Genomic DNA, 25,068 nt, shown 5'->3' with positions numbered 1-25,068 from the left:
GTAAGGGGGCTATTGGATATTGGCCTTGGCCGGCGTGGCCTGGTTGTACTTGATCGACGCTACGCTGTTGCACAGCCCGACCAGTGTCTGCCAGTCCTGGTTGGCCAGGTTCAGGTTGCGTTGCAGCTCGGGCAGGTTGAGGTTGTCGACATTGCCCTTGCAGTTGCCGAGGTCGGTCAGGACGGTATTCAGTTCGCCCTCAAGTTCCTCCCACACCTTCAACAGCAGGCCGATCAGCGAACCCGCAGCCTGGGACAGCTGGATCAGCTTGCTCAGCTGATCATTCAATGCTGCCAGGCTGGCAGATTGCTGAGTCACTGCGTTCATGCGCGTCGTATCGGCCGCGATCTCGCTGCGCAGCTGCTTGATCTTGACCTCTGCGGCGACCATGGTCGCAATCCCTGCAGCCGCACCGACGATGCCGAAAGCCAGGCCAAAGCCAAGGCTGAAGATCGCGATCACGGCACCGGCGAAGAAGGCGACGCCAGCACCGATGGCCGAGGCGGTTTCCACCACTTGCCAGGTCTTGATCTGCTTGCGCATCTCTTCGATCTTGGCCTGGTACTGCCGAACCTGATCGCGGTTGACGTCCTGCTGCTGGGTGGAGTCAGAGACGGCCTTGGCGAGTATCTGGCTGTCCTGGATCAGGTTGTTGGAGTAGTCGGTGATCGACTGGTGCACCGACACGGCGCTTTGGCTGAACGCGCGAAGCTGGGAAATCAGCCCGGTGAACTGCTGCTTGAGCGAGTTGATGGCCTGGGTATTGCCCGGGTCGGTTTGAAGCACCGCGATCAGCGAGTTGATCGTCGACATGCTGACGTTGAAGGCAATGCCATAGCCGGCAATGGCGTTGGGGATGCTCACCAGGTTCGCGGAAATCCCGTACCAGGCGTTGGCGTGGATCTGGGCGTTGCTGAAGGCAGTCTGGAACGTGCTGTACCAGGTGGGGGCAGGGGTGATGGTCGGCAGTTGGGTGTTGGTGATGCCGAGCACGTAGGCCATCACATCGTTGTTGGCATTGAAGGCATCTGCCAGTTGCTGATCGATGGGCAGGTCGTTGGACGCCCTCAGTGCGGCGGGGACGCTGCCGAGGGCGGCGATGCTGACGACGTTTGACAGCGGGTTGAGGGTGAACGGGAAAAACTGTTTCTTCAGTGCATCCATGACACTTCTCCTTGAACAGTGACCGATCGACCGGTGCTGATTGTCGGGGCGTTGTGTGTGAGGCAGGTTCCTTGCGCAGGCGCGGGGCGTGCCTGCAATCCACTATGCAGAGGCCCGAAGAGGCTTGGATAGCGAACTCATTTAAGCAGCGCCAAGGGGCAGGGCAAGGTGCTACCCGGTGTGTTTTTCGCTCTCGAACGGTGAGCGAAAAAGCACAAGCAGACAGAACAGCGCCTTAGGCCCGGTGCAGGCTATGGGCATGCAGAACGGTGCTTTTCCGACGCAGCCCCGGTGCCTGCCGAGGCGGTCAATTCACCTTGAACACATGCTTCATGTAGGCCACGAAGTTCTCGTCCCGGCACTGGGTCTTGCCCGGGCTGTCGGAAATCTTCGCCACCGGCGCGCCATTGCAGTCGGTCATCTTGATCACGATGTTCATCGGCTCCACCCCCGGGATGTCGCAGGTCAGCCGGGTGCCGATGCCGAAGCTCACGTTGATCCGCGAGTGCAAGGCCCGATACAGGCCCAGCGCCTTGGCGAAATCCAGGCCGTCGGAGAAGATCAGCGTCTTGCCCTTCGGGTCGATCCCCAGCCGTTCATAGTGGGCGATGGCTTTCTCCGCCCACACCAGCGGGTCCCCGGAGTCGTGGCGCAGGCCGTCGAACAGCTTGGCGAAGTACAGGTCGAAATCACCCAGGAAGGCGTCCATGGTGATGCAGTCGGTCAAGGCGATGCCCAGCAGGCCACGGTACTCGCGCACCCAGCCTTCCAGCGCGGCGGACTGGCTGTCGACCAGCCGCGGGCCGAGTTGCTGGTGCGCCATGAACCATTCGTGGGCCATGGTGCCGAGCGGCTTGAGTTCGAGCTCGCGGGCCAGGTGCACGTTGCTGGTGCCGACGAAGCGGCCGGGGAAGTCGTGCTTGAGCAGGTACACCACTTCTTCCTGCACCCGGTAGGAAAACCGCCGCCGGGTACCGAAGTCGGCCAGCTGGAAACCGGCCAGCTCGTCGGCACTGGCCTCGGCCTTGAGCCAGTCCATCTTCTGGTACAGGCGCTCGCCCACCTGTTCGAGTACCACGTCGCGATAGCGGTAGCGGTTGCGCACCTCGCTGATGATCGCCAGCAACGGGATCTCGTAGAGAATCACATGCAGCCACGGCCCGCGCACGCGGATCGCCAACTGCCCGGCCGCGTCCAGGCCGACCTGCACATAGCGCAGGTTGAAGCGGAACAGGCTGAGGAAGCGGATGAAGTCCGGCTTGAGGAACGGGATTTTTTCCAGGTAGGCCAGCTGGTCGTGGGTAACGGTGACTTCGCTCAGCTGCTCGATCTGGTAGCGGATCTCCGCCAGGTAAGGGGAGAGGTCTTCATTGTTGCGGCAGCGGAACTCCCACTCCACCTCGGCGTTGGGGTAGTTGTGCAGCACCGCCTGCATCATGGTGATCTTGTAGAAGTCGGTGTCCAGCAGGTTCTGGATGATTCGTGGGCCGAAAACGCTTTCGGTCATGGGCGGTCTTCCTTGATCAGAGAGAGCTGGTAGTCGAGCGCGGCTTCATCGCCGCACAGGATCACGCCCTCGGCGGCCAGCGCACCGCAGGCGCTGATGGCACCTTCCTGGGTCAGGGCGCGGCAGGCCGGCAGGTACAGCAGCACCTGGAAGCCGGCCTGGCGCAATTGCCGGGCGGTGGTCTTGACGCAGTAGTCCAGGGCCAGGCCGCCGACGATCACGGCGCCGACCTGTTGCACCTTGAGGAACTCGATGACCCCGGTGGAGCGGCGCTCGGCGAGGTCGTGGAAGCAGGCGCCGTAGGGGTGCAGGTCGGGCTCGACGCCTTTCCAGACGAAGTAGTCGTAGTCGATCGGGGCGGGCAGGCCGGGCAGCAGTTCGAAGCCGGGGGTGCCGGGGACGCAGTGGCTGACCCAGGTCAGGTCGGCGTTGGCCAGGGCCAGCGGTTGCAGCATCTGGCCGGGCTCGGCCACCACCCAGGCCGCGTTGGCCGGGTGGGCGTCCTTGCTGCCCAGGCGCAGATCGGCGCGCAGGGCCATGGCATTGAGGTCCGGGGCAATCTCGTTGCCTTCCGGCACCGGCAGCTCCTGAGGGGCGTTGGCGGTGAAGCCGTTCTGCGCGTCGACATCGAAACTGGCGATCTTCATGGCGGGTCTCCTCGCTGGAATGGCTATATAATTCACCTGGTGTAATAAGTGTGTCAAGTGACAATTGCTACGCGATTGCGGGTTGCCATACTTAGAAGCTCTGGTGGATTATTGCGCTGATGAACAAGGAGTCCCCGGTGAGTACAGTCGAAGTTCTGGCCAGTGTCGATATCGTCGCCCTGCGCCTGGCCCCTGATGCCCAGCATCTGCAAGTGTTGTTGCACCGTCGTGAGCGCGAGCCCCATGTCGGCCAGTGGGCCTTGCCTGGTGTGATCGTCAATGGCCGCACCCCGGACACCAGCCTGGAGGGCGCTGCCGAGCGCGCCCTGCGCGAGAAGGCCCTGGTGCAGCCGCGCTACCTCGAACAGGTGGGTACCGAAGGCAACGCCTTCCGCGACCCGCGTGGGTGGTCGTTGAGTACCTACTACCTGGCATTGCTCGACCCGCAGCAGCAGGTCGAAGGTGAGCAGCTGGCGTTTTTCGACCTGGACAGCGTGATTGACCGCAAGGTGTTGCTGCCGTTCGACCATAACCTGCTGGCCGAGCGTGCGCGCGAGCGGTTGGCTGCGAAGACGGTGTACAGCAGCCTGCCGCTGCACCTGTTGGCGCAGAAATTCACCGTGCTCGATGCGCTGGGGGCGGTGCAGGCGTGCCTGGGGCAGGCGGTGAACAACACCTCGCTGCGCAAGCGCCTGGAACGCTTGCGCGAGCTGGGTTGGGTGAGGGATACCGGGGAGAAGAACCAGCCCAGGCTGGGCCGGCCGCAGCAGTTGTATCAGTACACGCCGCACGGTGAGCGGGTGTTCATGTTCGATCGGAGTCTGTTGCCTGAAGGTGTTTGATAGAGGATGACCTGATAAAAGTGCCAGTGGTTGAGTCGCTGTGTATTGCTTTAGGCTCAGACCCACACGTTCGAAAAGCAGGTGGGCAATGGACTTTCCCAGTTTCAACTCAGGCGAACATCGCTTCTTTTATCTGGGGAAGCGTCTGTCATACCGGCTAGGGGCGGATCATATTCGGCTTATGCATGCCGACGGCATTCCTATTGCTCAGGTGCAAACTTCCCCTTCGCTCATGCAGACCGATCGTATCCTTACAGTTTTAGCCACCCAACAGGGCCGGTGTGGCCGTCACGAAGCGTATTCTCCATATGGTTTTTCCAACAATGCGCAGTGGTGCGCGGTCGTGGGGTTCAGCGGGCAGTTTCGGGATTCAACGACGGGTTGTTATCCCTTGGGGAATGGCTATCGGTTTTACACGGCCTCTCTCCAGCGCTTCATCAGTGCTGACAGTTTGAGCCCGTTTGGTAAAGGCGGGCTGAATGCATATGCATACTGCTCCGGTGACCCGATCAATAATGTTGACCCATCAGGCGGTGTGACTCTCAGTGTGTTCGGAGGTCTGAAACATATTGGAGTTATGGATAAGACTGGTCTCACGCAAGCGCTGCATGAGGCAGGACTGCCCAACGACTTGAAGATTTATATAAAGGGCAGGGTAAGTCAGAGGGCATTGGATGCACATGCTATCTATATAAGTAGTAATGGAGGACCGCTTAAGGTTGTTGTGCATGATTCAGGCTCGGTCAAGATAATTGACAGTAGATTGGCTTCTAGCCCTGCAAGTGTCATTGGTTCTGTAGGCCCGCACACGGTATCAGTCGGTACGGTTTCCTACTCTTTAGCGCTTCGCGCCGCTGTCCACCGTGCATCGTCTCAGCCGTCTGTAGTGCCGTCTGCGGGTGTGTCCTGGGGATCCAGTTCAGGTGCTCATCAGCATTCGCCATCCGATGCTCCACCGACATATGAAGAGTTATTTCCCTCGTCATCTCAGCTTGCAATGAGCCGTGCGCAGTCCACCCAAGATCTAGTGGTGTCGGCTCGAAGTTAAAGTGGCGATGTGGAGTTGGGTAAAATGGCCAATCCCTCTTTCAATAGGACTTCAGCTGGCGCATAAGTGCACTGTGCTCAAAGGAGTTAGGCTCGGTACAGGTAAGTCTGCTTGCGCATTCATATCTATTTACACTCAAGGGCGATCGGCTGTTCATGTTCGACCGCAGTCTGTTGCCCGAATAACTTTAGTTGCCAGAGCCAGCTCTTACGGGTGAAGCGCGGGCTCAGGCATTGTGAGCTTCCTGTGGGAGTAACTGTTTTGCTCAATCTGAAAGCTGGCGCGATCCCTGTGGGAACCGCGCTTGCCGGCGATGAGGCCAGTTCAGGCAACCTCATTCATCAATGCGCGCAGCGGCTGGTATCGCCTTGCTCGGCCGGGGCCTTGCGCGCCGCTGCCAGAATGGTCGCCAGCACGATCAGCGCAGCCCCCGCCGCCATGCGCAGGCTCGGCTGATCACCAAACAGCCACCAGGCGCCGATGATCGCGTACACCGGCTCCAGCGCGATGATCATGCCAGCGGTACGCGCTTCCAGCCCCTCCAGGCTCTTGACGAACAGGAACTGCGACAGCCCGGTGCAGAACACCCCCAGCAGCGCCAGGTTGATCCAGTCATTGCTGCCCAGGCTGGTGTTGCCCAGGTGGCTGAAGGCGAACGGCGCGACCAGCGCAGCCACCACCACGTTCTGCCAGAACGCCACCTGCATGGCATTCATGCTCGACCCGTTGCGGCGGTTGGCCACGGTCAGCAGGGCGAACGCCAGGCCCGAGCCCAAGCCCCAGAGCAGGCCAACGGTGCCTTTGTCGAGCAAATCGAAGGTCGGCACCACCAGCACCAGGCCCGCCGTCACCATCAGCAGCAGCAAGCCCTGCACGGCGCCGATGCGCTGGCCGAACACGCCGCGTTCGATCATGGCGATGAAGGCCGGGAAGCTGGCAAAGCCGAGGGTGGCTACGGCCACGCCGCCCACTTTGACGGCGATGAAGAAGGTCACCCAGTGAGTCGCCAGCAGGGCGCCGGTCAGGCCCAGCACCGGCAGGTTGCGCAGGGTCAGCGCGTCGAGCAGGCGGGTGCCCTTGAGCCCGGCGACGAAGCCCAGGGCGATGAAGGCGAAGGTGGCGCGGCCGAAGGTGATGATGCTGGCGTCGGCCTCGATCAGGTGGCCGAGGATACCGGTCAGGCCGAACAGCACCGCGGCGATGTGGGCAACGCACAGGGCGTTACGGTGGCCGGTGGCAGCACCGGCTACGGGGATTGAAGTCGCGATCATGGCAGTCAAGTCTTCACAATGTGGCGCGCGCAAACACTCCCGATTGGCGCGGCGCGGGTCTCTAATACTGGGAGTTTTATCGTTATGAGCCCGGACGAACTGCCCGGTGCAAAAAGGCGCCACAGCGTTGGAATTGTGAAGCGAGGCTGTTTTACTCGCGAATACCACACCGATCAGCCCACGGCGCGGGGCTGGTCGATGTGTGTATTATTTTTGTAGACACGTTTTGGAAGCCGATTGCGGGCGACGTGTGCTTGTCTGATCGCGACATTCGCTGTTGCCTTGCAGCGCCTTGTTATTCCTCACCGTAATTCATGATCGACAGCAGGCGGATCGGCACCTGTACCAGCTGCTCAGGGCCGTGCGGGGTTTCGCCATCGAAGGTCAGGCTGTCGCCGGCGTGCATGTGGTAGAGCTGGTTGCCATGGCGATAGACCAGTTCCCCCTCCAGCAAATGCAGGAACTCGGTACCGGGGTGGGCGAAGGTCGGGAATTCCTCGCTGGCGTCGTCCATGGTCACCATGTACGCCTCGAAGTTCTTCTTCGGCCCCCTGGCGTGATTGAGCAAATGGTAGGTATGGCCCTTCTCGGTGCCGCGGCGCACCACCTCCAGCCCTTCACCGGCCTTGACCAGCAAGGCATTGCCATCGGGCTGGTCGTACTGGCTGAACAGCTTGGCCATCGGCATGCCCAGCACATCGCACAGTCGGCTCAGGGTATCGAGGCTGGTGGACACCTGGGCGTTCTCGATCTTGCTCAGCATGCCCTGGCTGATGCCGGCGATGCGCGCCACATCGGCGAGCTTGAGCGACTGGGCCTGGCGCTGGCGTTTGATCTGCAGGCCCAGGTACTGCTCCAGGCGAAGGCGCGGTGGGGTTTCGGTTGGCATCGAATGTCCTGCACGGTTTCAGTTCAAGAATAAAGTTTTCGCACTGGGAAAGTGCGAAATGCAGCTGCGTTGGCTGCTTCTTTCCTCAGGTGAAAACAAGTTTCCCATAAATAGAGCATAAAAACCTGCATGGGTTTTGTGTTGCCTGAACTGGCCTCTTCGCGGGCACGCCCGCTCCCACAGGGACTTTGCGCCGATCTCTGTGGGAGCGGGCGTGCCCGCGAAGAGGCCGGAACAGAAAACACACACCAGCCATCGGGCAGAGTTGGCAAGCACGTTGCATTCCTGTGAGGAAAGTAAATTTCTCGTGTGGAATTAGTGCCCCTCACCCAGGAGTGATCAACCCATGTTGCCAGCAGAAACCCAGCGCACCCTCGACCAGCACGGCATCAAGTATGTGCTGGCGCAGTTCGTCGATATCCACGGTTCGGCGAAGACCAAGTCGGTGCCGGTATCGGGCCTCAAGATGGTGGCTGAAGAGGGCGCCGGCTTTGCCGGGTTCGCCATCTGCGGCATGGGCATGGAGCCCCATGGCCCGGATTTCATGGCCCGTGGCGACTTGTCCACGTTGATTCCGGTGCCGTGGCAGCCGGGTTATGGCCGGGTGGTGTGCGTGGGCCATGTCAACGGCCAGCCCTGGCCCTACGACAGCCGTTACGTGCTGCAGCAGCAGGTGGGGCGCCTGGCCGACAAGGGTTGGACCCTGAATACTGGCCTTGAGCCCGAGTTCAGCCTGTTCCGCCGTGACGAAGGCGGCAAGCTGCAGTTGGTGGACGCCTCCGACAACCTCGACAAACCTTGCTACGACTACAAGGGCCTGTCGCGCTCGCGGCTGTTCCTCGAACGCCTCACCGAGGCCCTGCAGCCGGTCGGCTTCGACATCTACCAGATCGACCATGAAGACGCCAACGGCCAGTTCGAGATCAACTACACCTACAGCGACGCCATGGAGTCGGCCGACCGTTTCACCTTCTTCCGCATGGCTGCCGGCGAGATCGCCAACGACCTGGGCATGATCTGCTCGTTCATGCCCAAGCCCGACCCCAAGCGCGCCGGCAATGGCATGCACTTCCACCTGTCGCTGGCTAGCAGCAGCAACAAGAACCTGTTCCACGACCCTTCAGACAGCAGCGGCATGGGCCTGTCGAAACTGGCCTACCACTTCGCCGCCGGCCTGTTGGCCCACGGCCCGGCGCTGTGTGCCTTCGCCGCACCCACGGTCAACTCCTACAAGCGTCTTGTCGTCGGCCGCTCGCTATCCGGCGCGACCTGGGCGCCGGCCTTCGTCGCCTATGGCGCCAACAACCGTTCGGCGATGGTGCGCATCCCCTATGGCCGCCTGGAGTTCCGCCTGCCGGACGCCGGCTGCAACCCGTACCTGGTCACCGCCGCGATCATCGCCGCCGGCCTCGATGGCATCGACCGCCAGCTGGAGCCGGGCGAGATGTGCAACGAGAACCTCTACAACCTGAGCCTGGAAGCGATCGCCGCACGCGGCATAAAAACCCTGCCGCAGTCGCTCAAGGAAGCCGCCGACGCCCTGGAGGCCGACCCGCTGTTCCGCGAGGTGCTCGGCGCCGAGATCGTCGACGAGTTCATCAAGCTCAAGCGCATGGAGTGGGTGGAGTACTGCCGCCACGTCTCCGACTGGGAAATCCAGCGTTACACCGAATTCTTCTGACCGCCAACCCTATCCCTGGGTAGCGGCAACAGCAGCGGCTACCCACTGCCTAGAAGGAGTATCACCATGTGTGGAATCGTAGGTCTTTACCTGAAAAGGCCAGAGCTGGAAGCCCAGCTCGGCAAGCTCTTCGAACCCATGCTCGAAGCCATGACCGACCGTGGCCCGGACAGCGCCGGCTTCGCCATCTACGGTGACGAAGTGGCCGATGGCTGGGTCAAGCTGACCCTCCAGGCAACGGACATCAACTACCCCTGGGCGACCTTGATGGGCCAGCTGGAAGGGCGCCTGGGCTGCTCGCTGGACTGGTTTCAGAACGCCAGCGCGGCGGTACTCAAGGTGCATGCCGATGAAGCCAGCGCCCGCGCCGCGCTAGCCGAACTGGCGCCGGGCGTGCGCATCATGAGCGCCGGGCAGAGCATCGAGATCCTCAAGGGCATGGGCCTGCCGGCGGAAATCTCCAGCCGCTTCGGCCTGGCCGGCATGAAGGGCAGCCACATCATCGGCCATACCCGCATGGCCACCGAAAGCGCCGTGACCATGGAGGGCAGCCATCCGTTCTCGACCGGTGCCGACCTGTGCCTGGTGCACAACGGCTCGCTGTCCAACCACTTCCGCCTGCGCCAGGTACTCAAACGCGAAGGCATCAGCTTCGAGACCGACAACGATACCGAGGTGGCGGCCGGCTACCTGACCTGGCGCCTGCAGCAGGGCGACACCCTGGCCCAGGCCCTGGATGGTGCGCTGCAAGACCTGGACGGCTTCTTCACTTTCGCCATCGGCACCCGCAACGGCTTTGCCGTGATCCGCGACCCGATCGCCTGCAAGCCGGCCGTGCTCGCCGAGACCGACGACTACGTGGCCATGGCCTCCGAATACCAGGCCCTGGCCAGCCTGCCGGGCATCGAGCACGCCAAGGTCTGGGAGCCGGCGCCGGCCACCCTGTACGTCTGGGAGCGCGAAAGCGCCTGACCCCCACCGAATCACTGGAGACACTCATGAAGACGATCGACCTTTCCAGCGCCTCGGTGCGCGTACTCAACCAATCCCTGCATGGCGACGTGCAGGACCGCGAATGGCGGGTGACCCACCCCGACGGCAAGCACAACCTGGCGGTGGGCATCAACGCCGCCGTGTCGGTGGATATCGAAGGCCATGCCGGCTACTACTGCGCCGGGATGAACCAGCAGGCCAGTGTCACCGTGCACGGCAACGTCGGCGTGGGCGTGGCCGAGAACATGATGTCCGGCTCGGTGCGGGTCAAGGGCAGCGCCTCCCAGGCCGCTGGCGCCACCGCCCATGGCGGACTGCTGGTGATCGAGGGCGATGCCGGCGCGCGCTGTGGCATCTCGATGAAGGGTGTGGACATCGTGGTCGGCGGCAGCATCGGCCACATGAGCTGCTTCATGGGCCAGGCCGGGCGCCTGGTGGTGTGTGGCGATGCCGGCGATGCGCTGGGCGATTCGCTGTACGAGGTGCGCATCTACGTCAAGGGTTCGGTGCAGTCGCTGGGCTCGGACTGCATCGAGAAAGCGATGCGCGCCGAGCACCTGCAAGAGCTGCAGGAACTGCTGAACAAGGCGGGCCTCGCGCACAAGGCCGCCGATTTCAAACGCTACGGCTCGGCCCGCCAGCTGTACAACTTCAAAGTCGACAACGCCAGCGCGTACTGATCCAGGAGCATTCCCATGAGCGAACAATTCCCCCCGGTACTGCGTGAGTCGGCCACCTTCGATCGCCTGACCATCCAGGAAATCCAGCGCGCCGCTGAAACCGGCATCTACGATATCCGCGGCGGTGGCACCAAGCGCCGCGTGCCGCACTTCGACGACCTGCTGCTGCTGGGCGCCAGCGTGTCGCGCTACCCGCTGGAAGGCTACCGCGAAAAATGCGGCACCGACGTGGTGTTGGGCAACCGCTTCGCCAAGCAGCCGATCCACCTGAAGATCCCGGTGACCATTGCCGGCATGAGCTTCGGCGCGTTGTCGGCCAATGCCAAGGAGGCCCTGGGCCGTGGCGCGACCATCGCCGGCACCAGCACCACCACCGGCGACGGCGGCATGACCCCGGAAGAGCGCGGCCAGTCGCAGCACCTGGTCTACCAGTACCTGCCGTCGCGCTACGGCATGAACCCCGATGACCTGCGCAAGGCCGACGCCATCGAGATCGTCCTCGGCCAGGGTGCCAAGCCCGGCGGTGGCGGCATGCTGCTGGGCATGAAGGTCACCGAGCGTGTCGCCGGCATGCGCACCCTGCCGATCGGCGTCGACCAACGCAGCGCCTGCCGACACCCGGACTGGACCGGCCCGGACGACCTGGCGATCAAGATTGCCGAGATCCGCGAGATCACTGACTGGGAGAAACCGATCTACGTGAAGATCGGCGCCAGCCGCCCGTACTACGACGTCAAGCTGGCGGTGAAGGCCGGTGCCGACGTGATCGTGCTCGACGGCATGCAGGGCGGCACGGCAGCCACCCAGGAAGTGTTCATCGAACACGTTGGCATCCCGATTCTGCCGGCCATTCCACAGGCTGTGCAGGCGCTGCAGGAAATGGGCATGCACCGCAAGGTGCAGCTGATTGTCTCCGGTGGCATCCGCAACGGTGCCGACGTGGCCAAGGCCATGGCCCTGGGTGCCGACGCGGTGGCCATCGGCACGGCGGCGCTGATCGCCCTGGGCGACAACCACCCGCGACTGGACAGCGAGCTGAAGACGATCGGCTCGGCTGCCGGCTTCTACGACGACTGGCAAAACGGCCGCGACCCGGCCGGCATCACCACCCAGGACCCGGAACTGGCCAGGCGCCTGAACCCGGAAGAGGCGGGCCGGCGCCTGGCCAACTACCTGCGGGTGCTGGTGCTGGAGGCGCAGACCATGGCCCGCGCCTGCGGCAAATCACACCTGCACAACCTCGACCCCGAGGACCTGGTGGCGCTGACCGTCGAGGCCGCCGCCATGGCCCGGGTGCCGCTGGCAGGCACCGCCTGGGTACCGGGCCAGGCCCAGTACTGATCCAGCTTTCTGGGGCTGCCTTGCAGCCCTTTCGCGACACAAGGCCGCTCCTACAGGTAATCGTGAGCTTCTGTAGGAGCGGCCTTGTGTCGCGAAAGGGCCGCAAAGCGGCCCCCGATGCATCTCCAATTGCACAGAAGTGCAAATCAGTGCCCCATGGCCAGCTTGGCACTGGTCTGCCGACGACGATAGGCACTGTCACGGCTGGCCAGCCACCAGTACAGCGGCGAGGTCACTGCCAGGCCAACCAGCCACGACAGGTCGGCCCCGTTGATGTGCTCGGAGATCGGCCCGACGTACAGCGGCGTGTTCATGAACGGGATCTGCACCACGATACCCACCGCATAGGCAATCAGCGCCTGCGGGTTGTAACGACCGTAGATGCCGCCATCGACCTGGAAGATCGACTGGATGTCGTAGTCGCCCTTGTGGATTGCGTAGAAGTCGATCAGGTTGATCGCCGTCCATGGCACCAGCACTACCAGCAGCACCAGCACCATGTCGACGAAGTGGCCGATGAAGTCCGCCGAGGCGAACACCGCCACCACGCAGCAGGCCGACAGCACGAGCAGCGACAGCACTGCACGGCTCTTGGCGGTCGGGATCCAGCGGTAGGCGAAGGTCTGCACCAGGGTGATGATCGACAGCACCGCGCCATACAGGTTGAGGGCGTTGTGGCTGATCACGCTGAGCAGGAACAGCACCAGCATGAGCGGGCCGAGGGTGCCGGTGGCCAGCTTGACCGCGTCCATGGTGTCCATGCCGGCCGGGATCGCCAGCACCGCCACGGCGCCGAAGACGAACGACAGGCTCGAACCCAGGGCCGAACCCAGGTAGGTGGTCCAGAAGGTCGAGCTGACCTTCACGTCGGCCGGCAGGTAGCGCGAGTAATCCGACACGTACGGGGCAAAGGCGATCTGCCACAGCGCCGCCAGCGACACGGTGGCCAGCCAGCCGGCCAGGTTGAAGCCGCCGCGGGTGAGGAAGTCGTCACTTTGCACATGGCTGAAGATGTAGCCGAAGCCGACCACGATGCCGACGCCCAGCACCCAGGTGCCGATGCGGTTGAGCACGTGGATGAAGCGGTAGCCGATGATGCCGATGATGCCTGAACCCAGCGCACCGATGACGATGCCCACCGGCACCGGAACGGCCTCGACCACGCCATGTAGCGACTTGCCGGCCAGCACGATGTTGGAGGCGAAGAAGCCGATGTACATCACCCCGGCGATCACCACCACCAGCAACGCGCCGAGGGTGCCGAACTGGGCGCGGCTCTGGATCATCTGCGGGATGCCCATCTGCGGGCCCTGGGCCGAGTGCAGCGCCATCAGCACGCCGCCGACCAGGTGGCCAACGAGGATGGCGACAATGCCCCATATCAGGTTCAGGTGAAACAGCTGCACGCCCAGCGCGCCGGTGACGATGGGCAGCGGCGCGATATTGCCGCCGAACCACAGTGTAAACAGATCCCTCACCTTTCCATGGCGGTCTTCCGGCGGCACATAGCCGATCGTGTGTTTTTCTATCAGGGGTGCCGAATTGGCTGCACTGGTCATGACTGACTCCAAGGCAAGGTGGGGCATCGGGTGCTGCCCGGGTGCGTGCCGGCGAAGGGCGACGCGTTCTTGTTGGAGCGATGATGCGGGGCGCGGGGATAACGAGAAATTAGTAAATATGTGCCCATAAACCTTAAAAAACCTAAGGCTGACAAAAGCTTAAGCGGTGGACGGTAGCAAGGAGGGTGCCAGTTGGCGGGAGGGCTTGGGGTAGAGGGGGGTTGCGATGGTTTTTGGCGGGAAGGGTGGGCTGTGGTGGTGCACAGTGTGCGTTAACAGGGCAGGTGAAAAGGTTGTCTGTGCCGGCCTTTTCGCGGGCTTGCCCGCTCCCACAGGTACTGCACAGATCTTAAAATCTGTGGGGCACTGTGGGAGCGGGCGAGCCCGCGAAGGGGCCGGCACGGTAGAACAGTGCTACATCGGCAACAACCGATCCTGAATCACTTCCTTCATCACCAGGGTCGAACTCAGGCGCTTCACATTGGGAATGCTGGTCAGCTGCTCGTCATACAGCTTCTGAAACGCCGGCAAGTCCTTGGCCACCACATGTAGCAGGTAATCCGGATCGCCGAACAGCCGTTGCGCCTCGACAATCTGCGGGATCTCGGCCAACGCCGCTTCGAAGTCCGCCACGGGCTGGCGGGTCACTTCGCGCAGGGTCACGAACACCAGCGCGGCAAAGTTCAGCCCCAGGGCGCTCGGCGCCAGGCGGGCGTGGTAGCCCAGAATGGCCCCGGACTCCTCCAGTGCCTTCAGGCGCCGATGGCAGGGGGACAGGCTGAGCCCCACGCGGTCGGCCAGCTCGGTGACCGACAGCCGACCGTCTTTTTGCAGCTCGGCAAGGATTTTTCGATCAGTTCTGTCCATGGGGAAGAATCTTCCAGTAAGTGAATGATGAGAGGGAATATACGAAAGAAAATCCCCGGGCGGAATCCGTAATCTTTCCTCATCCCAAGGCAGTAGATAAGGAAGATTCAAGTGGCTATCAGTGTGCTGACGGCGTTCTGGGCTGTTTCGATGCTGTTCGTGATGACCCCCGGAGCAGACTGGGCCTATGCCATTTCGGCGGGCATGCGCGGGCGTTGGGTAATGCCCGCAGTGGCGGGGATGTTGTCGGGACATTTCCTCGCCACCCTGGTGGTGGCGGCCGGGGTCGGCAGCCTGCTGGCGGGCCACCCGTTGGCGTTGACCTTGCTGACCCTGGCGGGGTGCAGCTACCTGCTGTGGTTGGGCGGTAACCTGTTGCTGAGCCCGGCATTGCCTTCGGCCGGGCAGGGCGGGGCCGGTGAGTCGGGCTCACGCTGGGCATTGAAAGGTTTTTGCGTGAGTGGGCTGAACCCCAAGGTGTTCCTGCTGTTTCTGGCCCTGCTGCCGCAATTCACTGACCCCCAGTCGAGCTGGCCGGTGCCGTTGCAGATCTTGCTGCTGGGGCTGGTGCACCTGTGCAGCTCGCTGGTGATCTATTCGTTGGTCGGTTTTGGCGCCAAGGCTGTGCTGAGCACCCGGCCAGGGGCGGCAAAGCTGGTCGGACGGGTGTCGGGGGTGGCGATGATTACCGTGGCCCTGGGTTTGATAGCCGGGCAGATCCACTGACTTCAGCGGTGACCAACAGCTTCGGATACACTCGCCGCATTCCAGCGCACCACCAGGATGTGCCCCATGCCCGATACTACCCAACTGCTTACCTTCGCCCTGATCTGCCTGGGCATGGTCCTGACCCCGGGGCCGAACATGATCTACCTGATTTCCCGGTCGATCTGCCAGGGCCGCAAGGCTGGGTTGATTTCCCTTGGCGGTGTGGCGCTGGGCTTTGTCATCTACATGTTCTGCGCTGCATTGGGCATCACCGCACTGGTAATGGCTGTGCCCTTTGCCTATGACGCACTGCGCATCGGTGGTGCGTTGTACCTGTTGTACCTGGCCTGGCAGGCGCTGCGCCCCGGTGGCCGCTCGCCCTTCCAGGTGCGGGACCTGCCTGCCGACAGCCCGCGGCGGCTGTTTACCATGGGGTTTGCCACCAGTTTGCTCAACCCCAAGATTGCCGTCATGTACCTGTCGCTGATGCCGCAGTTCATCGAGCCGGGGCATGGCAGCGTGCTGCTGCAATCGCTGGTACTGGGTTCGACGCAGATCGCCATCAGCGTTTCGGTCAATGCGCTGATTGCGGTCATGGCGGGCTCCATCGCCGTGTTCCTCGCCGGTCGCCCGCTGTGGCAGCAGGTTCAGCGCTGGCTGATGGGCACGGTGCTGGCGGGGCTGGCCGTGCGCATGCTGGCTGAAGGGCGGCGTTGAACGACAGCTGAAGCTCGGCGCAAATGTGGCGGTTATGGCTTTACACGCCCAGCACTTTGCCGAGCAGCTGACACACCTGTTCGGCCGAGTAGGGTTTGGCCAGGAAGGCAAACCCTTGGTGCCCGCCTTCGGCAATCGCTTCGCTGTAACCGGAGGTGAGGATTACCGGTAATTGCGGCCGCTGGCGGCGCAGCTGCCTGGCCAGTGCCAAGCCGCCCATGCCTGGCATGACCACATCGGAAAACACGGCATCGAAGCCTTCGGGCGCGTTGTCAAGCTGCACCAGGGCAGCTTCGGCCGAGCTGGCCCAACTGATCTGGTAGCCATGGTCTTCAAGGATTTGCGCAGTGAAGCTGCCCACATCGGGATTGTCCTCGACCACCAGGATGCGCCGTCGCTGGCCACTGGGTTGAGGCACGTTGTGCGGGTCGCTGGCAGGTGCGCCGCTGGCCGGTGTCGGCTCTTGTGGCAGGTATAGGGTGAAACGGGTGCCCTGGCCCTGGACGCTATCGACCTTGACGTCGCCATCGGATTGCTTGGCAAAGCCAAATACCTGGGACAAGCCCAGCCCGGTGCCTTCACCCGGCGCCTTGGTGGTGAAGAACGGATCGAAGATGCGCTCCAGCAACTCGGGGGCGATGCCGACCCCACTGTCACTCACCGAAATGGCCGCGAACAGCCCGTCGTGGCCGGGCATGCGCTGGTCGGCCTGCAGGCGCAGGCGCAGGGTGCCTTCACCGGCCATGGCGTCGCGGCCATTGAGCATCAGGTTGATCACCGCGGTTTCCAGCTGGCTGAGGTCGGCGCGGATATGGCAGGGTGATGCCGGCAGTTGCAGCTCGACATGGATGCGTGCGCCGGTGGCCGTGTCGAGCATGTCAGCCATCGCCTCCAGCCGCGGCCCGGCTTCGAACACTTGCGGGCTCAGCGTCTGGCGCCGGGCGAAGGCGAGCAGTTGGCCAGTCAGCTTGGCGCCGCGGTCGACGGTGTCGGCCATGGTCTTGAGGTAGCGTTCGCGGCGCTGTTCGTCGAGGTTGGGGCGCTGCAGAAAGTGCAGCGACGAGCGGATGATGGTCAGCAGGTTGTTGAAGTCGTGGGCCACGCCGCCGGTCAACTGGCCGATGGCTTCGAGCTTCTGCGTCTGGCGCAGCACGGCCTCGGTGTGCAGCAGCTGCGCGGTACGCTCTTCGACCCGGTGTTCCAGGGTGGCGTTGAGCGCTTCCAGGGCAGCCATGGCCTCGCGCACTTCGGCGTGGGCCTGGATGCGCTGGATGTGCGCCCAGGAGCGTTCGGTGACTTCGCTGAGCAGCGCTTGCTCGTAGCGTGTCCAGGTCCGTGGCTCACGGTCATGGATGGCCATGAGCGCCGTCAGCCGGCCATTCTTGATCAGCGGCATGCAGACGGTGGCGGTGATGCCGATGGCCTGGAAGGTGGCCGCCTCTTCGCTGGCCAGTTCGTTGAGGTTGTCGTTGATCACCAGGGGCAGGCCGGCACGCAGGCGGCTGACGGCCAGGCGGCCGAAATCGGCCAGGCGGTACTGGCCGAGCAGGCGCGGCGAGCCCGGTGCGACCCAATCGCCGCAGATGGTGAAGCCGTCTTCGTCGGCTTCCATCACGGCATAGGCGCAACTCGACAGCTCCAGGTGCTCCACCAGCATGCGCGTGGTGATCGCCATGATGTGGTCCGGGTCGGTGGCATTGGCCACGGCGCGGCCCAGGTTGTCGAGAAAGTTCAGGCGCTGGTTGGTGACCACGCTGGCGGTGGTTTCGGTGACCGTGTCGAGCATCCCCAGCACGCGGCCATCCTCACCGCGGATGGGGCTGTAGCAGAAGGTGAAATAGGCCCTTTCCGGGCTGCCGCAGCGGTCGATCAGCAGGGGGAAGTCCTCGATGAACACCGCCTCGCCAGCGAGTGCCCGCGCGGCCATGTCACCAATTTCGTGCCAGGCTTCTTGCCATACCACACTGAAGGGGCTGCCCAGGGCCGACGGTTTGTCGCCGAGGATCCGGGCGAAGGCATCGTTGTGCAGGGTGATCAGCTCTGGGCCCCAAAGCACGGCCTGGGGAAAGCGCGAGTCCAGGCACAGGGCGACGCTGGTCCTGAGTGTTTCAGGCCATTGGCCAAGCGGCCCCAGGGGTGTGGCAGCCCAGTCGTGGTTGCGAATGCGCTCGGCCATCAGCCCGCCGCCGTCTAGCCAGTTTGCCATGTGCAGTGCCGGTCCGTTTGCTTGAGGCCTCTAGATTGCACCGAGAATAGACGGTTGGCGAGGGGGGCGGTTCCTCAGCGCATGAAATGCACCTTGCCGGTGTCGTCATTGCCCATGTAGATGCCATACACACCGGCCTGGCGTTCGAGGATGTAGCGCTCGAGAATCTGCCGGATCGCCGGGTAATAGATCTCGTCCCAGGGAATCTCGTCAGGTTCGAAGAACTTGTACGCCAACGTTTCCGGCCCGTACTGCCCGGTCTCTTCGGTGGCGATGGCGCGGAAGATGATGTACACCTCGCTGATTTTCGGCACGCTGAAGATCGAATAGGGCGAGACGATATCGGCACGTACGCCGCTTTCTTCCCAGACCTCGCGCAAGGCCGCCTGCTCGGTGGTCTCGCCGGCTTCCATGAACCCGGCCGGCAAGGTCCAGGTGCCGGGGCGCGGCGGGATGGCGCGCTGGCACAGCAGGTACTTGCCGTCGCGCTCGATGATGCAGCCGGCGATGATCTTCGGATTGATGTAGTGGATATAACCGCAGCCGGTGCAGTGCAGGCGTTCGTGGGTGTCGCCTGTGGGAACGCCCCGGGCCAGTTCCGTGGTGCAGTGCGGGCAGTAGCGCGGGGCGTTGGGCATGTCAGCGGCCTATGCGGGGTTCTATGCGGGGCTCTTTCAGGGCCAGGGGCTCGACCATGTCGCGCACCTTGCTGTTGTCGTCCTGCTTCTGGCGCAGGTAGTCCAGGGCCACCTTGGCAGCGGCGCGAACGTGGTCGACCGAGGCCTGGTGCGCCACCAGCGGGTCGCCGCCCTTGATTGCCTCGACGATCTTTTCCATTTCACGGTTGCTGGCGCCGCGGCGGTTTTCCTGCGACACCGAGGTGGCGCGCAGGTAGCTGATGCGTGCCTGCAGCTGGCGCAGCTGTTGGGCGGCGACCTGGTTGCCAGAGCCTTCCAGGAGCACGTCGTAGAAACCTTGCACCGAGTCCAGCACCTGTTGCAGCTCGCCTTCTTCGAGGGCTTCGCGGTTGACCTCGAGTGCGCGCTCCAGGGCACGGATGTCCTTGGCCTTGGCGTTGAGGGTGAACAACTGCACGATCAGGCCTTCGAGCACGCAACGCAGCTCGTAGATATCGCGGGCGTCTTCCAGGGTGATGATGGCCACGCGCGGGCCCTTGGCGTCGGCGAATTCCACCAGGCCTTCGGACTCCAGGTGGCGCAGGGCCTCACGCACCGAGGTGCGGCTGACCCCCAGGCGGTCGCAGAGGTCGCGCTCGACCAGGCGGTCGCCGGGCAGCAGGTGGAAGTTCATGATCGCGCCGCGCAGCTTGTCGAGCACGATTTCGCGCAGGGTAACGGGGTTGCGGTTGACCTTGAAGCTGTCGTCGAGTGGCTGGCGTTTCATCAGGTGCGCTCTTTATGAGGCTGTTGCGCCAACATCACGGAGCCCCCTGAACCGAGGCACTCCTTGCAGTGGTTCGAACAGCCCGTTGTTAACGGGTTGACTCCGCATCGGCTTCGGCGAACGCCTCGCGGGCCAGGCGGAAACTGTCCACCGCCGCGGGCACGCCGCAATAAATGCCGACCTGGAGCAGGATCTCGCGAATCTGTTCACGGCTCAGGCCATTACGCAATGCGCCGCGAATGTGCAGCTTGAGCTCGTGGGGCCGGTTGAGCGCGGAAATCATGGCCAAGTTTATCATGCTGCGCTCTTTCAGCGAGAGGCCTTCGCGGCCCCAGACGTGGCCCCAGCAGTACTCGGTGACCAGCTCCTGCAGCGGCTGGGTGAAGTCGTCGGCGTTCTGGATCGAGCGGTTGACGTACTCCTCGCCCAGCACCTGGGTGCGGATCTGCAGGCCTTTCTCGTACTTTTCGTTGCTCATGCGCAGTACTCCGGAATAAAAAGGGGCCGCAACCGAGGGTGAGACGATTAGTGCGGCCCCTGAAAAACAGGGACATCGGTGGTGGCTTCTTCGCGGGCAAGCCCGCTCCCACAGGTATTGCAGAGCTCTTGAGAACTGTGCGGTCCCTGTGGGAGCGGGCTTGCCCGCGAAGGCACCAGCGCCGACTTCAAGGGCGATCAGCCAAGCGGCGGCAGGGCACCCAGCTTGCCCTTGTGGTAGACCATCGGCGTCACCGGCTCGGCCGGCAGCACCAGGTTCTTCACCGCGCCGACGATGATCGCGTGGTCACCGCCGTCGTATTCGCGCCACAGTTCGCACTCGATGATCGCCGTGGCCTTGGTCAGCAGCGGGTTGCCCAGCTCGCTCAACTGCCACTCGACGCCCTTGGCTTTGTCCTTGCCCTTGCCGGCGAAGGCATAGGCCTCGGCGGTCTGGTCGGCGGACAGTAGGTGAATGGCGAACTGCTTGCTGTCACGCAGGATCGGGTAGGTGTCCGATGCGTAGTTGGGGCAGAACAGCACCAGCGCCGGCTCGATCGACAGCGCGCTGAACGCGCTGGCGGTGATGCCGACGATGCCGCCATCGGCGTCCAGGGTGGTGACCACGGTGACGCCGGACGGGAACGAGCCCATCACGTCTTTGTAGATGCCAGGTTCGATCATCTCGTGCTACCTCTTAGCGCATCACAAACGGGTCGGGCATCGGCGCGGTGGACAGGTTGATCCACACGGTCTTCAGCTCGGTATAGGCCAGCACCGAATCGATGCCGCTCTCACGGCCGTAGCCGCTGTTCTTGAAGCCGCCGATCGGCGCCATGGCCGACACTGCGCGGTAGGTGTTGACCCAGATGATCCCCGAACGCACGTCGCGGGCCAGGCGGTGGGCACGGCCCAGGTCGCGGGTCCAGATGCCGGCAGCAAGGCCGAACTGCGAGTCGTTGGCGATTTCCAGGGCCTCTTCTTCGGTCTTGAAGCGGATCACCGCAGCAACCGGGCCGAACACCTCTTCCTGCATGATGGTCATCGAGTTGCTGTCGCACTCGAACAGGGTCGGCTCGTAGAACCAGCCATCACCCTCGACCTCGGCACGCTTGCCGCCCATGTGCAGCTTGGCGCCTTCGGCCTTGGCCGCAGCGACCAGGCCTTCGACTACGGCCAGCTGTTGTGCGGTGGCCATCGGGCCCATTTCGCTGGCGTCGTCCTGCGGGTTGCCGATGCGGATGCGCTTGGCACGGGCGATCAGGCGCTCGACAAATTCGTCGAAGATCTCGTCCTGCACCAGCAGGCGCGAGCCGGCCACGCAGCTCTGCCCGGAGGCGGCATAGATGCCGGCCACGGCGCCGTTGATGGCGCTGTCCAGGTCGGCGTCGGCGAAGATGATGTTTGGCGACTTGCCGCCCAGTTCCAGCGACAGCTTGGCGAAGTTCTCGGCACTGCTGCGCACCACGTGGCGGGCAGTGGCGGCGCCGCCGGTGAAGGCGATCTTGCGCACCAGCGGGTGGCGGGTCAGCGCCGCGCCGGTGCTTGGGCCGTAGCCAGTGACCACGTTGACCACGCCCGCCGGGAAGCCGGCTTCCAGGGCCAGGCGAGCCAGTTCGAGGATGGTCGCCGAGGCGTGCTCGGAGGGCTTGATCACGATGGTGTTGCCGGCAGCCAGGGCCGGCGCCAGCTTGATCGCGGTCAGGTACAGCGGGCTGTTCCACGGGATGATCGCGGCGACCACGCCGATCGGCTCGTGCACGGTGTAGGCGAACAGGTCTGGCTTGTCGAGGGGCAGGGTGCCGCCTTCGAGCTTGTCGGCCAGGCCCGCGGTGTAGTGGAAGAACTCCGGCAGGTAGCCGACCTGGCCGCGGGTTTCGCGGATCAGCTTGCCGTTGTCACGGCTTTCCAGCTGGGCCAGGTGCTCCTTGTTCTCGGCGATCAGGTCACCCAGGCGACGCAACAGCTTGCCGCGCGCGGTGGCGGTGATGCTGCGCCATGCCTTGCTGTCGAAGGCACGCTGGGCGGCCTGTACGGCCAGCTCGACATCGGCTTCGTCGGCGTCGGGCAGTTGCGCCCAGGCCTGGGCGGTGGCCGGGTTGAGGCTGTCGAAGGTCTTGCCGCTCTGGGCATCGAGCCATTGGCCGTCGATGCACATCTGGAAACGAACGAGGGTCATGCAACAATCCCCTTGGCGGATTCGGTGAGGGTGCGGGCTTGGGCGAGGAAGTCCAGCAGCATCTTGTTGACTTCACGCGGTGCTTCCACGGGCATCATATGCCGTTGCTCGGCGAGGACCACGCTTTGCGCGCCAGGAATGCTGGCAGCGAGCTGGCGGGTCATGGCCGGGGTGGAGCCCGAGTCGAGTTCGCCGGTGGCGATCAGCGTCGGCACCTGGATGTTGCCCAGGTCACCGGCGCGGTACATGTCCTGGGTGGCGAACAGCGCATAAGTGGTGTGGTAACCCTGCGGGTCGTTGTTCGCCAGCACCTGGCGAATGGCAGCGACCTGGGCCGGGTTGGCAGCCTTGTATTCACGGCTGAACCAGCGGTCGAGGGCGGCGTCGACGTTGGCGTCGGGGCCGAGCTCCGCAGCCTGGGCGGCGCGGGCGATGACGCCGGCACTCTGCTCGGGGGTGCGGTTGAACACGCTGTTGAGTACCACCAGCGCAGCCAGGCGCTGCGGGTAGTTGAGGGCGAATGCACGAGCGACCAGGCCACCCATGGAGAAGCCGATCACGGTGGCTTGTTGAAGCTGCAGGTGGTCAAGCAGTTCGGCGAGCTGGTCGGCATAGCCTTCCAGTGGGGTGTCTGCAGCCGGTACGCGGCTCTGGCCGTGGCCGAGCATGTCGTAGGTGATGACGCGGTAGTCATTGGCCAGGCCAACGATCTGCCCGCCCCACATTTCCTTGTTCAGGCCCACGCCGTGGATCAGTACCACGGGTTGGCCCTGGCCGACGGACAGGTAGCTGGTGCCGGCAGGTGTACGTTCAGCGACAGGCTGAATCATGGAGGGCGCTCCTTGAAGGTCGGGCGCGGCGGGTAAGCACGCCACGCCCCGGCCCGTCTTGGTTGTTGTTATTGAGCGTTGGCTTTTTCGGCAGCCAGTTCTTCCAGGTCGATGTAGCGGTTGCCGATGCGCGGGTGCAGGCGGCCGCCGTCGGCAGCGCCCAGGACCACGACGATTTCATCGGCGCGCGGGGCGTCTTCGATCTGCATTTCCAGGGTGATGTAGTGCGAACGCAGGCCTTCGTCGTCCTTCTGCATCATCGGGATCTGGATCGAGGTGCCCGGGCCGCCGCGCTTGTTGGTGAAGCTCAGGTAGCTCTTGGCCTGCACCGCTTCGCGGTAGTGGTTGCCGAAGCGCAGGGTGTGGATCACTGCCGAGGCGTGTTCGATTTCGCCATCGGCGCCGACCACTGCAGCCTTACCGTAGGCCTCGATCTTGTCGGCACCGCCGATGGCTGCGGTCAGGCGCTCGACCATCAGGGCACCCAGCTCCGAGCAGTTGGCGCGGATTTCCGGCTTCAGATCTTCAACGAAACCGCGACCGGCCCATGGGTTCTTGATCACGACGGCCAGGCCGACCATGGTCACCGGCTTGTCGGTGGCCTTGCCGCCTTCGATGCGGGTCTCTTCGGAGTAGGTGACGATCTTGCGGATTTCGAAACTCATGGGTGGCTCCTGGTGAGGGTTATCAGCTCTTGTTGTCTGATGGTATACCATAATATTTGTTGTGCAAGAGGTGGCTTGAAATTTCTCTTGCGGGGGGACGAAAGGTGGGCTGATCCCTTGAATCTTGTGCTGTCTGTACTGGCCTCTTCGCGGGCACGCCCGCTCCCACAGGGACTGCGCAGCCTCTAAGGTTTGCACCACCCTGTGGGAGCGGGCGTGCCCGCGAAGAGGCCGGTGCAGGTTTCAAAAAAAAGCCCGCTCACGCGGGCTTCGGGGGCCCACGGGAGCGGGCGCGTCCCGCAATGACTCAGGCAATGGGAATTCAGGCGAAGGCCGGCACCACTTCCTTGATGAACAGCTCGAGCGACTTCTTCTTCTCGGCGTGGGGCAGGCTGTTGTCGCACCAGAAGCTGAACTCGTCGACACCGAGCTCCTGGTAGTACTTGATCCGGGCGATGATCTCTTCCGGGGTGCCGATCATGGTGTTCTTGCGGATGTTCTCCAGCTGGAACGCCGGCACTTCGGCGAACTTCGACTCAGGGCTCGGCTCGAGGAAGCCGTTGACCGGGGTGGTCTTGTTGCCGAACCAGGCATCGAAGGTGCGGTAGAAGCGCGAGATGGCCTGGGCGCCGATTTTCCAGCCTTCAGGCTCCGACGGGCTGTGCACGTGGGTGTGGCGCAGCACCATCAGTTGCGGGCGTGGCACGTCCGGGTTGTTGTCGAGGGCGGCCTGGAACTTGTTCTTCAGGTCCAGCACTTCCTCGTCGCCCTTCATCAGCGGGGTGACCATGACGTTGCAGCCGTTGGCCACGGCAAAGTTGTGCGAGTCCGGATCGCGGGCGGCGATCCACATCGGCGGGGTGGCGTTGAACGGCTTCGGTACGCTGGTGGAGGTGGGAAACTTGTAGACTTCGCCGTCATGGGCGTAGTCGCCTTCCCACAGCTTGCGTACCACCGGGACCATTTCGCGCAGGGCCTTGCCGCCGTCGGTGGCCGGCATGCCACCGGCCATGCGGTCGAATTCGAACTGGTAGGCACCACGGGCCAGGCCCACTTCCATGCGGCCGTTGCTGATCACGTCGAGCAGGGCGCATTCGCCGGCAACGCGGATCGGGTTCCAGAACGGCGCGATGATGGTGCCGGCACCCAGGCGGATCTTCTCGGTGCGCGCGGCCAGGTAGGCCAGCAGCGGCATCGGGCTTGGCGAGATGGTGTATTCCATGGCGTGGTGTTCGCCGATCCACACGGTGCTGAAACCGCCGTGCTCGGCCATCAGGGTCAGTTCGGTCAGGTCTTCGAACAGCTGGCGGTGGCTGACCTGTTCATCCCAACGTTCCATGTGCACGAACAACGAAAATTTCATGGGGCTTTCCTCAACGCTTGAAAGTGTCTG

The 25,068-nt window shown here is 63.5% G+C and carries 24 protein-coding genes; 8 read left to right on the top strand and 16 right to left on the bottom strand.

Going from position 1 to position 25,068, the window contains the following annotated elements; genetic code table 11:
• Positions 1 to 9: 9 nt before the first annotated feature.
• From J7573_RS01060 to J7573_RS01050, 3 genes are all read right to left on the bottom strand, one after another.
• Complete coding sequence (locus J7573_RS01060) at positions 10 to 1,164, bottom strand: HBL/NHE enterotoxin family protein (protein WP_294324233.1); 1,155 nt, start codon at positions 1,162 to 1,164, stop codon at positions 10 to 12.
• Between the two features lie 307 nt (positions 1,165 to 1,471).
• Complete coding sequence (gene pncB, locus J7573_RS01055; protein WP_294324229.1) at positions 1,472 to 2,671, bottom strand: nicotinate phosphoribosyltransferase; 1,200 nt, start codon at positions 2,669 to 2,671, stop codon at positions 1,472 to 1,474.
• A complete protein-coding gene (locus tag J7573_RS01050; protein WP_294324226.1) occupies positions 2,668 to 3,318 on the bottom strand; it encodes a nicotinamidase in 651 nt (216 codons plus the stop codon). Before J7573_RS01050 ends, pncB begins: the two co-directional genes overlap by 4 nt.
• A gap of 137 nt (positions 3,319 to 3,455) precedes the next feature.
• Between J7573_RS01050 and J7573_RS01045 the strand changes: the two genes are divergently transcribed.
• Both J7573_RS01045 and J7573_RS01040 read left to right on the top strand, forming a co-directional pair.
• The gene (locus J7573_RS01045) at positions 3,456 to 4,160 is read left to right on the top strand and encodes an NUDIX domain-containing protein (protein WP_294324223.1); all 705 of its coding nucleotides are present in this window, start codon (positions 3,456 to 3,458) and stop codon (positions 4,158 to 4,160) included.
• A gap of 88 nt (positions 4,161 to 4,248) precedes the next feature.
• On the top strand, positions 4,249 to 5,208 hold the full coding sequence (locus J7573_RS01040) for an RHS repeat-associated core domain-containing protein (RefSeq protein WP_363262862.1): 960 nt from the start codon (positions 4,249 to 4,251) through the stop codon (positions 5,206 to 5,208).
• Positions 5,209 to 5,549: 341 nt separating this feature from the next.
• Here J7573_RS01040 and J7573_RS01035 read toward each other — a convergent pair whose 3' ends face one another.
• Both J7573_RS01035 and J7573_RS01030 read right to left on the bottom strand, forming a co-directional pair.
• A complete protein-coding gene (locus J7573_RS01035) occupies positions 5,550 to 6,479 on the bottom strand; it encodes a DMT family transporter (protein WP_294324220.1) in 930 nt (309 codons plus the stop codon).
• Positions 6,480 to 6,774: 295 nt separating this feature from the next.
• A complete protein-coding gene (locus J7573_RS01030) occupies positions 6,775 to 7,368 on the bottom strand; it encodes a cupin domain-containing protein (protein ID WP_294324217.1) in 594 nt (197 codons plus the stop codon).
• Positions 7,369 to 7,714: 346 nt separating this feature from the next.
• Between J7573_RS01030 and glnT the strand changes: the two genes are divergently transcribed.
• The 4 genes from glnT (at position 7,715) to J7573_RS01010 (ending at position 12,063) form a co-directional block, all read left to right on the top strand.
• Positions 7,715 to 9,049, top strand: coding sequence for a type III glutamate--ammonia ligase (gene glnT / locus J7573_RS01025; protein WP_294324214.1), 1,335 nt, complete (start codon positions 7,715 to 7,717; stop codon positions 9,047 to 9,049).
• Between the two features lie 66 nt (positions 9,050 to 9,115).
• A complete protein-coding gene (locus J7573_RS01020; protein WP_294324211.1) occupies positions 9,116 to 10,021 on the top strand; it encodes a glutamine amidotransferase family protein in 906 nt (301 codons plus the stop codon).
• 26 nt (positions 10,022 to 10,047) lie between these two features.
• Positions 10,048 to 10,722 (top strand): protein glxC, encoded by a 675-nt coding sequence (locus J7573_RS01015; RefSeq protein WP_294324209.1) that lies wholly within the window; start codon positions 10,048 to 10,050, stop codon positions 10,720 to 10,722.
• Positions 10,723 to 10,737: 15 nt separating this feature from the next.
• Positions 10,738 to 12,063, top strand: coding sequence for an FMN-binding glutamate synthase family protein (locus J7573_RS01010; protein ID WP_294324205.1), 1,326 nt, complete (start codon positions 10,738 to 10,740; stop codon positions 12,061 to 12,063).
• Between the two features lie 146 nt (positions 12,064 to 12,209).
• Here the strand turns inward: J7573_RS01010 and J7573_RS01005 are convergent, their stop codons facing one another.
• On the bottom strand, positions 12,210 to 13,622 hold the full coding sequence (locus tag J7573_RS01005; protein ID WP_294324201.1) for a cytosine permease: 1,413 nt from the start codon (positions 13,620 to 13,622) through the stop codon (positions 12,210 to 12,212).
• A 414-nt stretch (positions 13,623 to 14,036) separates the two neighbouring features.
• On the bottom strand, positions 14,037 to 14,489 hold the full coding sequence (locus J7573_RS01000) for an Lrp/AsnC family transcriptional regulator (RefSeq protein ID WP_015270735.1): 453 nt from the start codon (positions 14,487 to 14,489) through the stop codon (positions 14,037 to 14,039).
• A gap of 111 nt (positions 14,490 to 14,600) precedes the next feature.
• Here J7573_RS01000 and J7573_RS00995 point away from each other — a divergent pair, with 111 nt between their 5' ends.
• Together J7573_RS00995 and J7573_RS00990 are read left to right on the top strand one after the other, a co-directional pair.
• Positions 14,601 to 15,215 carry a LysE family translocator gene (locus tag J7573_RS00995; protein ID WP_110634231.1) on the top strand — a complete coding sequence of 205 codons (615 nt, stop codon included), beginning with the start codon at positions 14,601 to 14,603 and terminating at the stop codon, positions 15,213 to 15,215.
• Between the two features lie 66 nt (positions 15,216 to 15,281).
• Positions 15,282 to 15,914, top strand: a complete 633-nt coding sequence (locus J7573_RS00990; RefSeq protein ID WP_294324127.1) for a LysE family translocator — start codon at positions 15,282 to 15,284, stop codon at positions 15,912 to 15,914.
• A 40-nt stretch (positions 15,915 to 15,954) separates the two neighbouring features.
• On the opposite strand, the gene J7573_RS00985 is transcribed toward J7573_RS00990, so the two are convergent.
• The 9 genes from J7573_RS00985 to J7573_RS00945 all read right to left on the bottom strand — a co-directional run bounded on the left by J7573_RS00985 (position 15,955) and on the right by J7573_RS00945 (position 25,038).
• Entirely contained in the window at positions 15,955 to 18,120 is a 2,166-nt protein-coding gene (locus tag J7573_RS00985) for an ATP-binding protein (protein ID WP_294324120.1), read from the bottom strand.
• A gap of 74 nt (positions 18,121 to 18,194) precedes the next feature.
• Entirely contained in the window at positions 18,195 to 18,758 is a 564-nt protein-coding gene (locus J7573_RS00980; protein WP_110634226.1) for an NUDIX hydrolase, read from the bottom strand.
• Position 18,759: 1 nt separating this feature from the next.
• Entirely contained in the window at positions 18,760 to 19,524 is a 765-nt protein-coding gene (locus tag J7573_RS00975) for a GntR family transcriptional regulator (RefSeq protein ID WP_159411114.1), read from the bottom strand.
• 88 nt (positions 19,525 to 19,612) lie between these two features.
• Positions 19,613 to 20,002, bottom strand: coding sequence for a 4-carboxymuconolactone decarboxylase (gene pcaC, locus J7573_RS00970; protein ID WP_294324101.1), 390 nt, complete (start codon positions 20,000 to 20,002; stop codon positions 19,613 to 19,615).
• A 197-nt stretch (positions 20,003 to 20,199) separates the two neighbouring features.
• Positions 20,200 to 20,685, bottom strand: a complete 486-nt coding sequence (locus J7573_RS00965) for a flavin reductase family protein (protein WP_060513325.1) — start codon at positions 20,683 to 20,685, stop codon at positions 20,200 to 20,202.
• Between the two features lie 13 nt (positions 20,686 to 20,698).
• Positions 20,699 to 22,180 carry an aldehyde dehydrogenase gene (locus J7573_RS00960; protein WP_294324093.1) on the bottom strand — a complete coding sequence of 494 codons (1,482 nt, stop codon included), beginning with the start codon at positions 22,178 to 22,180 and terminating at the stop codon, positions 20,699 to 20,701.
• The gene (locus J7573_RS00955) at positions 22,177 to 23,010 is read right to left on the bottom strand and encodes an alpha/beta fold hydrolase (protein WP_294324090.1); all 834 of its coding nucleotides are present in this window, start codon (positions 23,008 to 23,010) and stop codon (positions 22,177 to 22,179) included. Before J7573_RS00955 ends, J7573_RS00960 begins: the two co-directional genes overlap by 4 nt.
• A 68-nt stretch (positions 23,011 to 23,078) precedes the next feature.
• On the bottom strand, positions 23,079 to 23,675 hold the full coding sequence (locus J7573_RS00950; RefSeq protein ID WP_003256068.1) for an amino acid synthesis family protein: 597 nt from the start codon (positions 23,673 to 23,675) through the stop codon (positions 23,079 to 23,081).
• Between the two features lie 322 nt (positions 23,676 to 23,997).
• The gene (locus tag J7573_RS00945) at positions 23,998 to 25,038 is read right to left on the bottom strand and encodes an LLM class flavin-dependent oxidoreductase (protein WP_027918587.1); all 1,041 of its coding nucleotides are present in this window, start codon (positions 25,036 to 25,038) and stop codon (positions 23,998 to 24,000) included.
• Positions 25,039 to 25,068: the final 30 nt, after the last annotated feature.

The sequence above is a fragment of the Pseudomonas sp. genome, assembly GCF_017744435.1.
GTDB lineage: Bacteria > Pseudomonadota > Gammaproteobacteria > Pseudomonadales > Pseudomonadaceae > Aquipseudomonas.
The sequence above is the reverse complement of the archived record's forward strand: the minus strand, read 5'-3'. Positions and strand labels throughout refer to the sequence as shown.

Bases quoted from the DNA above. Each gene is read 5' to 3' on its own strand.
- J7573_RS01060 (WP_294324233.1), bottom strand. From the start codon at position 1,164: ATGGATGCACTGAAGAAACAGTTTTTCCCGTTCACCCTCAACCCGCTG.
- pncB (WP_294324229.1), bottom strand. From the start codon at position 2,671: ATGACCGAAAGCGTTTTCGGCCCACGAATCATCCAGAACCTGCTGGAC.
- J7573_RS01050 (WP_294324226.1), bottom strand. From the start codon at position 3,318: ATGAAGATCGCCAGTTTCGATGTCGACGCGCAGAACGGCTTCACCGCC.
- J7573_RS01040 (WP_363262862.1), top strand. From the start codon at position 4,249: ATGGACTTTCCCAGTTTCAACTCAGGCGAACATCGCTTCTTTTATCTG.
- J7573_RS01035 (WP_294324220.1), bottom strand. From the start codon at position 6,479: ATGATCGCGACTTCAATCCCCGTAGCCGGTGCTGCCACCGGCCACCGT.
- J7573_RS01030 (WP_294324217.1), bottom strand. From the start codon at position 7,368: ATGCCAACCGAAACCCCACCGCGCCTTCGCCTGGAGCAGTACCTGGGC.
- glnT (WP_294324214.1), top strand. From the start codon at position 7,715: ATGTTGCCAGCAGAAACCCAGCGCACCCTCGACCAGCACGGCATCAAG.
- J7573_RS01020 (WP_294324211.1), top strand. From the start codon at position 9,116: ATGTGTGGAATCGTAGGTCTTTACCTGAAAAGGCCAGAGCTGGAAGCC.
- J7573_RS01015 (WP_294324209.1), top strand. From the start codon at position 10,048: ATGAAGACGATCGACCTTTCCAGCGCCTCGGTGCGCGTACTCAACCAA.
- J7573_RS01010 (WP_294324205.1), top strand. From the start codon at position 10,738: ATGAGCGAACAATTCCCCCCGGTACTGCGTGAGTCGGCCACCTTCGAT.
- J7573_RS01005 (WP_294324201.1), bottom strand. From the start codon at position 13,622: ATGACCAGTGCAGCCAATTCGGCACCCCTGATAGAAAAACACACGATC.
- J7573_RS01000 (WP_015270735.1), bottom strand. From the start codon at position 14,489: ATGGACAGAACTGATCGAAAAATCCTTGCCGAGCTGCAAAAAGACGGT.
- J7573_RS00990 (WP_294324127.1), top strand. From the start codon at position 15,282: ATGCCCGATACTACCCAACTGCTTACCTTCGCCCTGATCTGCCTGGGC.
- J7573_RS00985 (WP_294324120.1), bottom strand. From the start codon at position 18,120: ATGGCAAACTGGCTAGACGGCGGCGGGCTGATGGCCGAGCGCATTCGC.
- J7573_RS00980 (WP_110634226.1), bottom strand. From the start codon at position 18,758: ATGCCCAACGCCCCGCGCTACTGCCCGCACTGCACCACGGAACTGGCC.
- J7573_RS00975 (WP_159411114.1), bottom strand. From the start codon at position 19,524: ATGAAACGCCAGCCACTCGACGACAGCTTCAAGGTCAACCGCAACCCC.
- pcaC (WP_294324101.1), bottom strand. From the start codon at position 20,002: ATGAGCAACGAAAAGTACGAGAAAGGCCTGCAGATCCGCACCCAGGTG.
- J7573_RS00965 (WP_060513325.1), bottom strand. From the start codon at position 20,685: ATGATCGAACCTGGCATCTACAAAGACGTGATGGGCTCGTTCCCGTCC.
- J7573_RS00960 (WP_294324093.1), bottom strand. From the start codon at position 22,180: ATGACCCTCGTTCGTTTCCAGATGTGCATCGACGGCCAATGGCTCGAT.
- J7573_RS00955 (WP_294324090.1), bottom strand. From the start codon at position 23,010: ATGATTCAGCCTGTCGCTGAACGTACACCTGCCGGCACCAGCTACCTG.
- J7573_RS00950 (WP_003256068.1), bottom strand. From the start codon at position 23,675: ATGAGTTTCGAAATCCGCAAGATCGTCACCTACTCCGAAGAGACCCGC.
- J7573_RS00945 (WP_027918587.1), bottom strand. From the start codon at position 25,038: ATGAAATTTTCGTTGTTCGTGCACATGGAACGTTGGGATGAACAGGTC.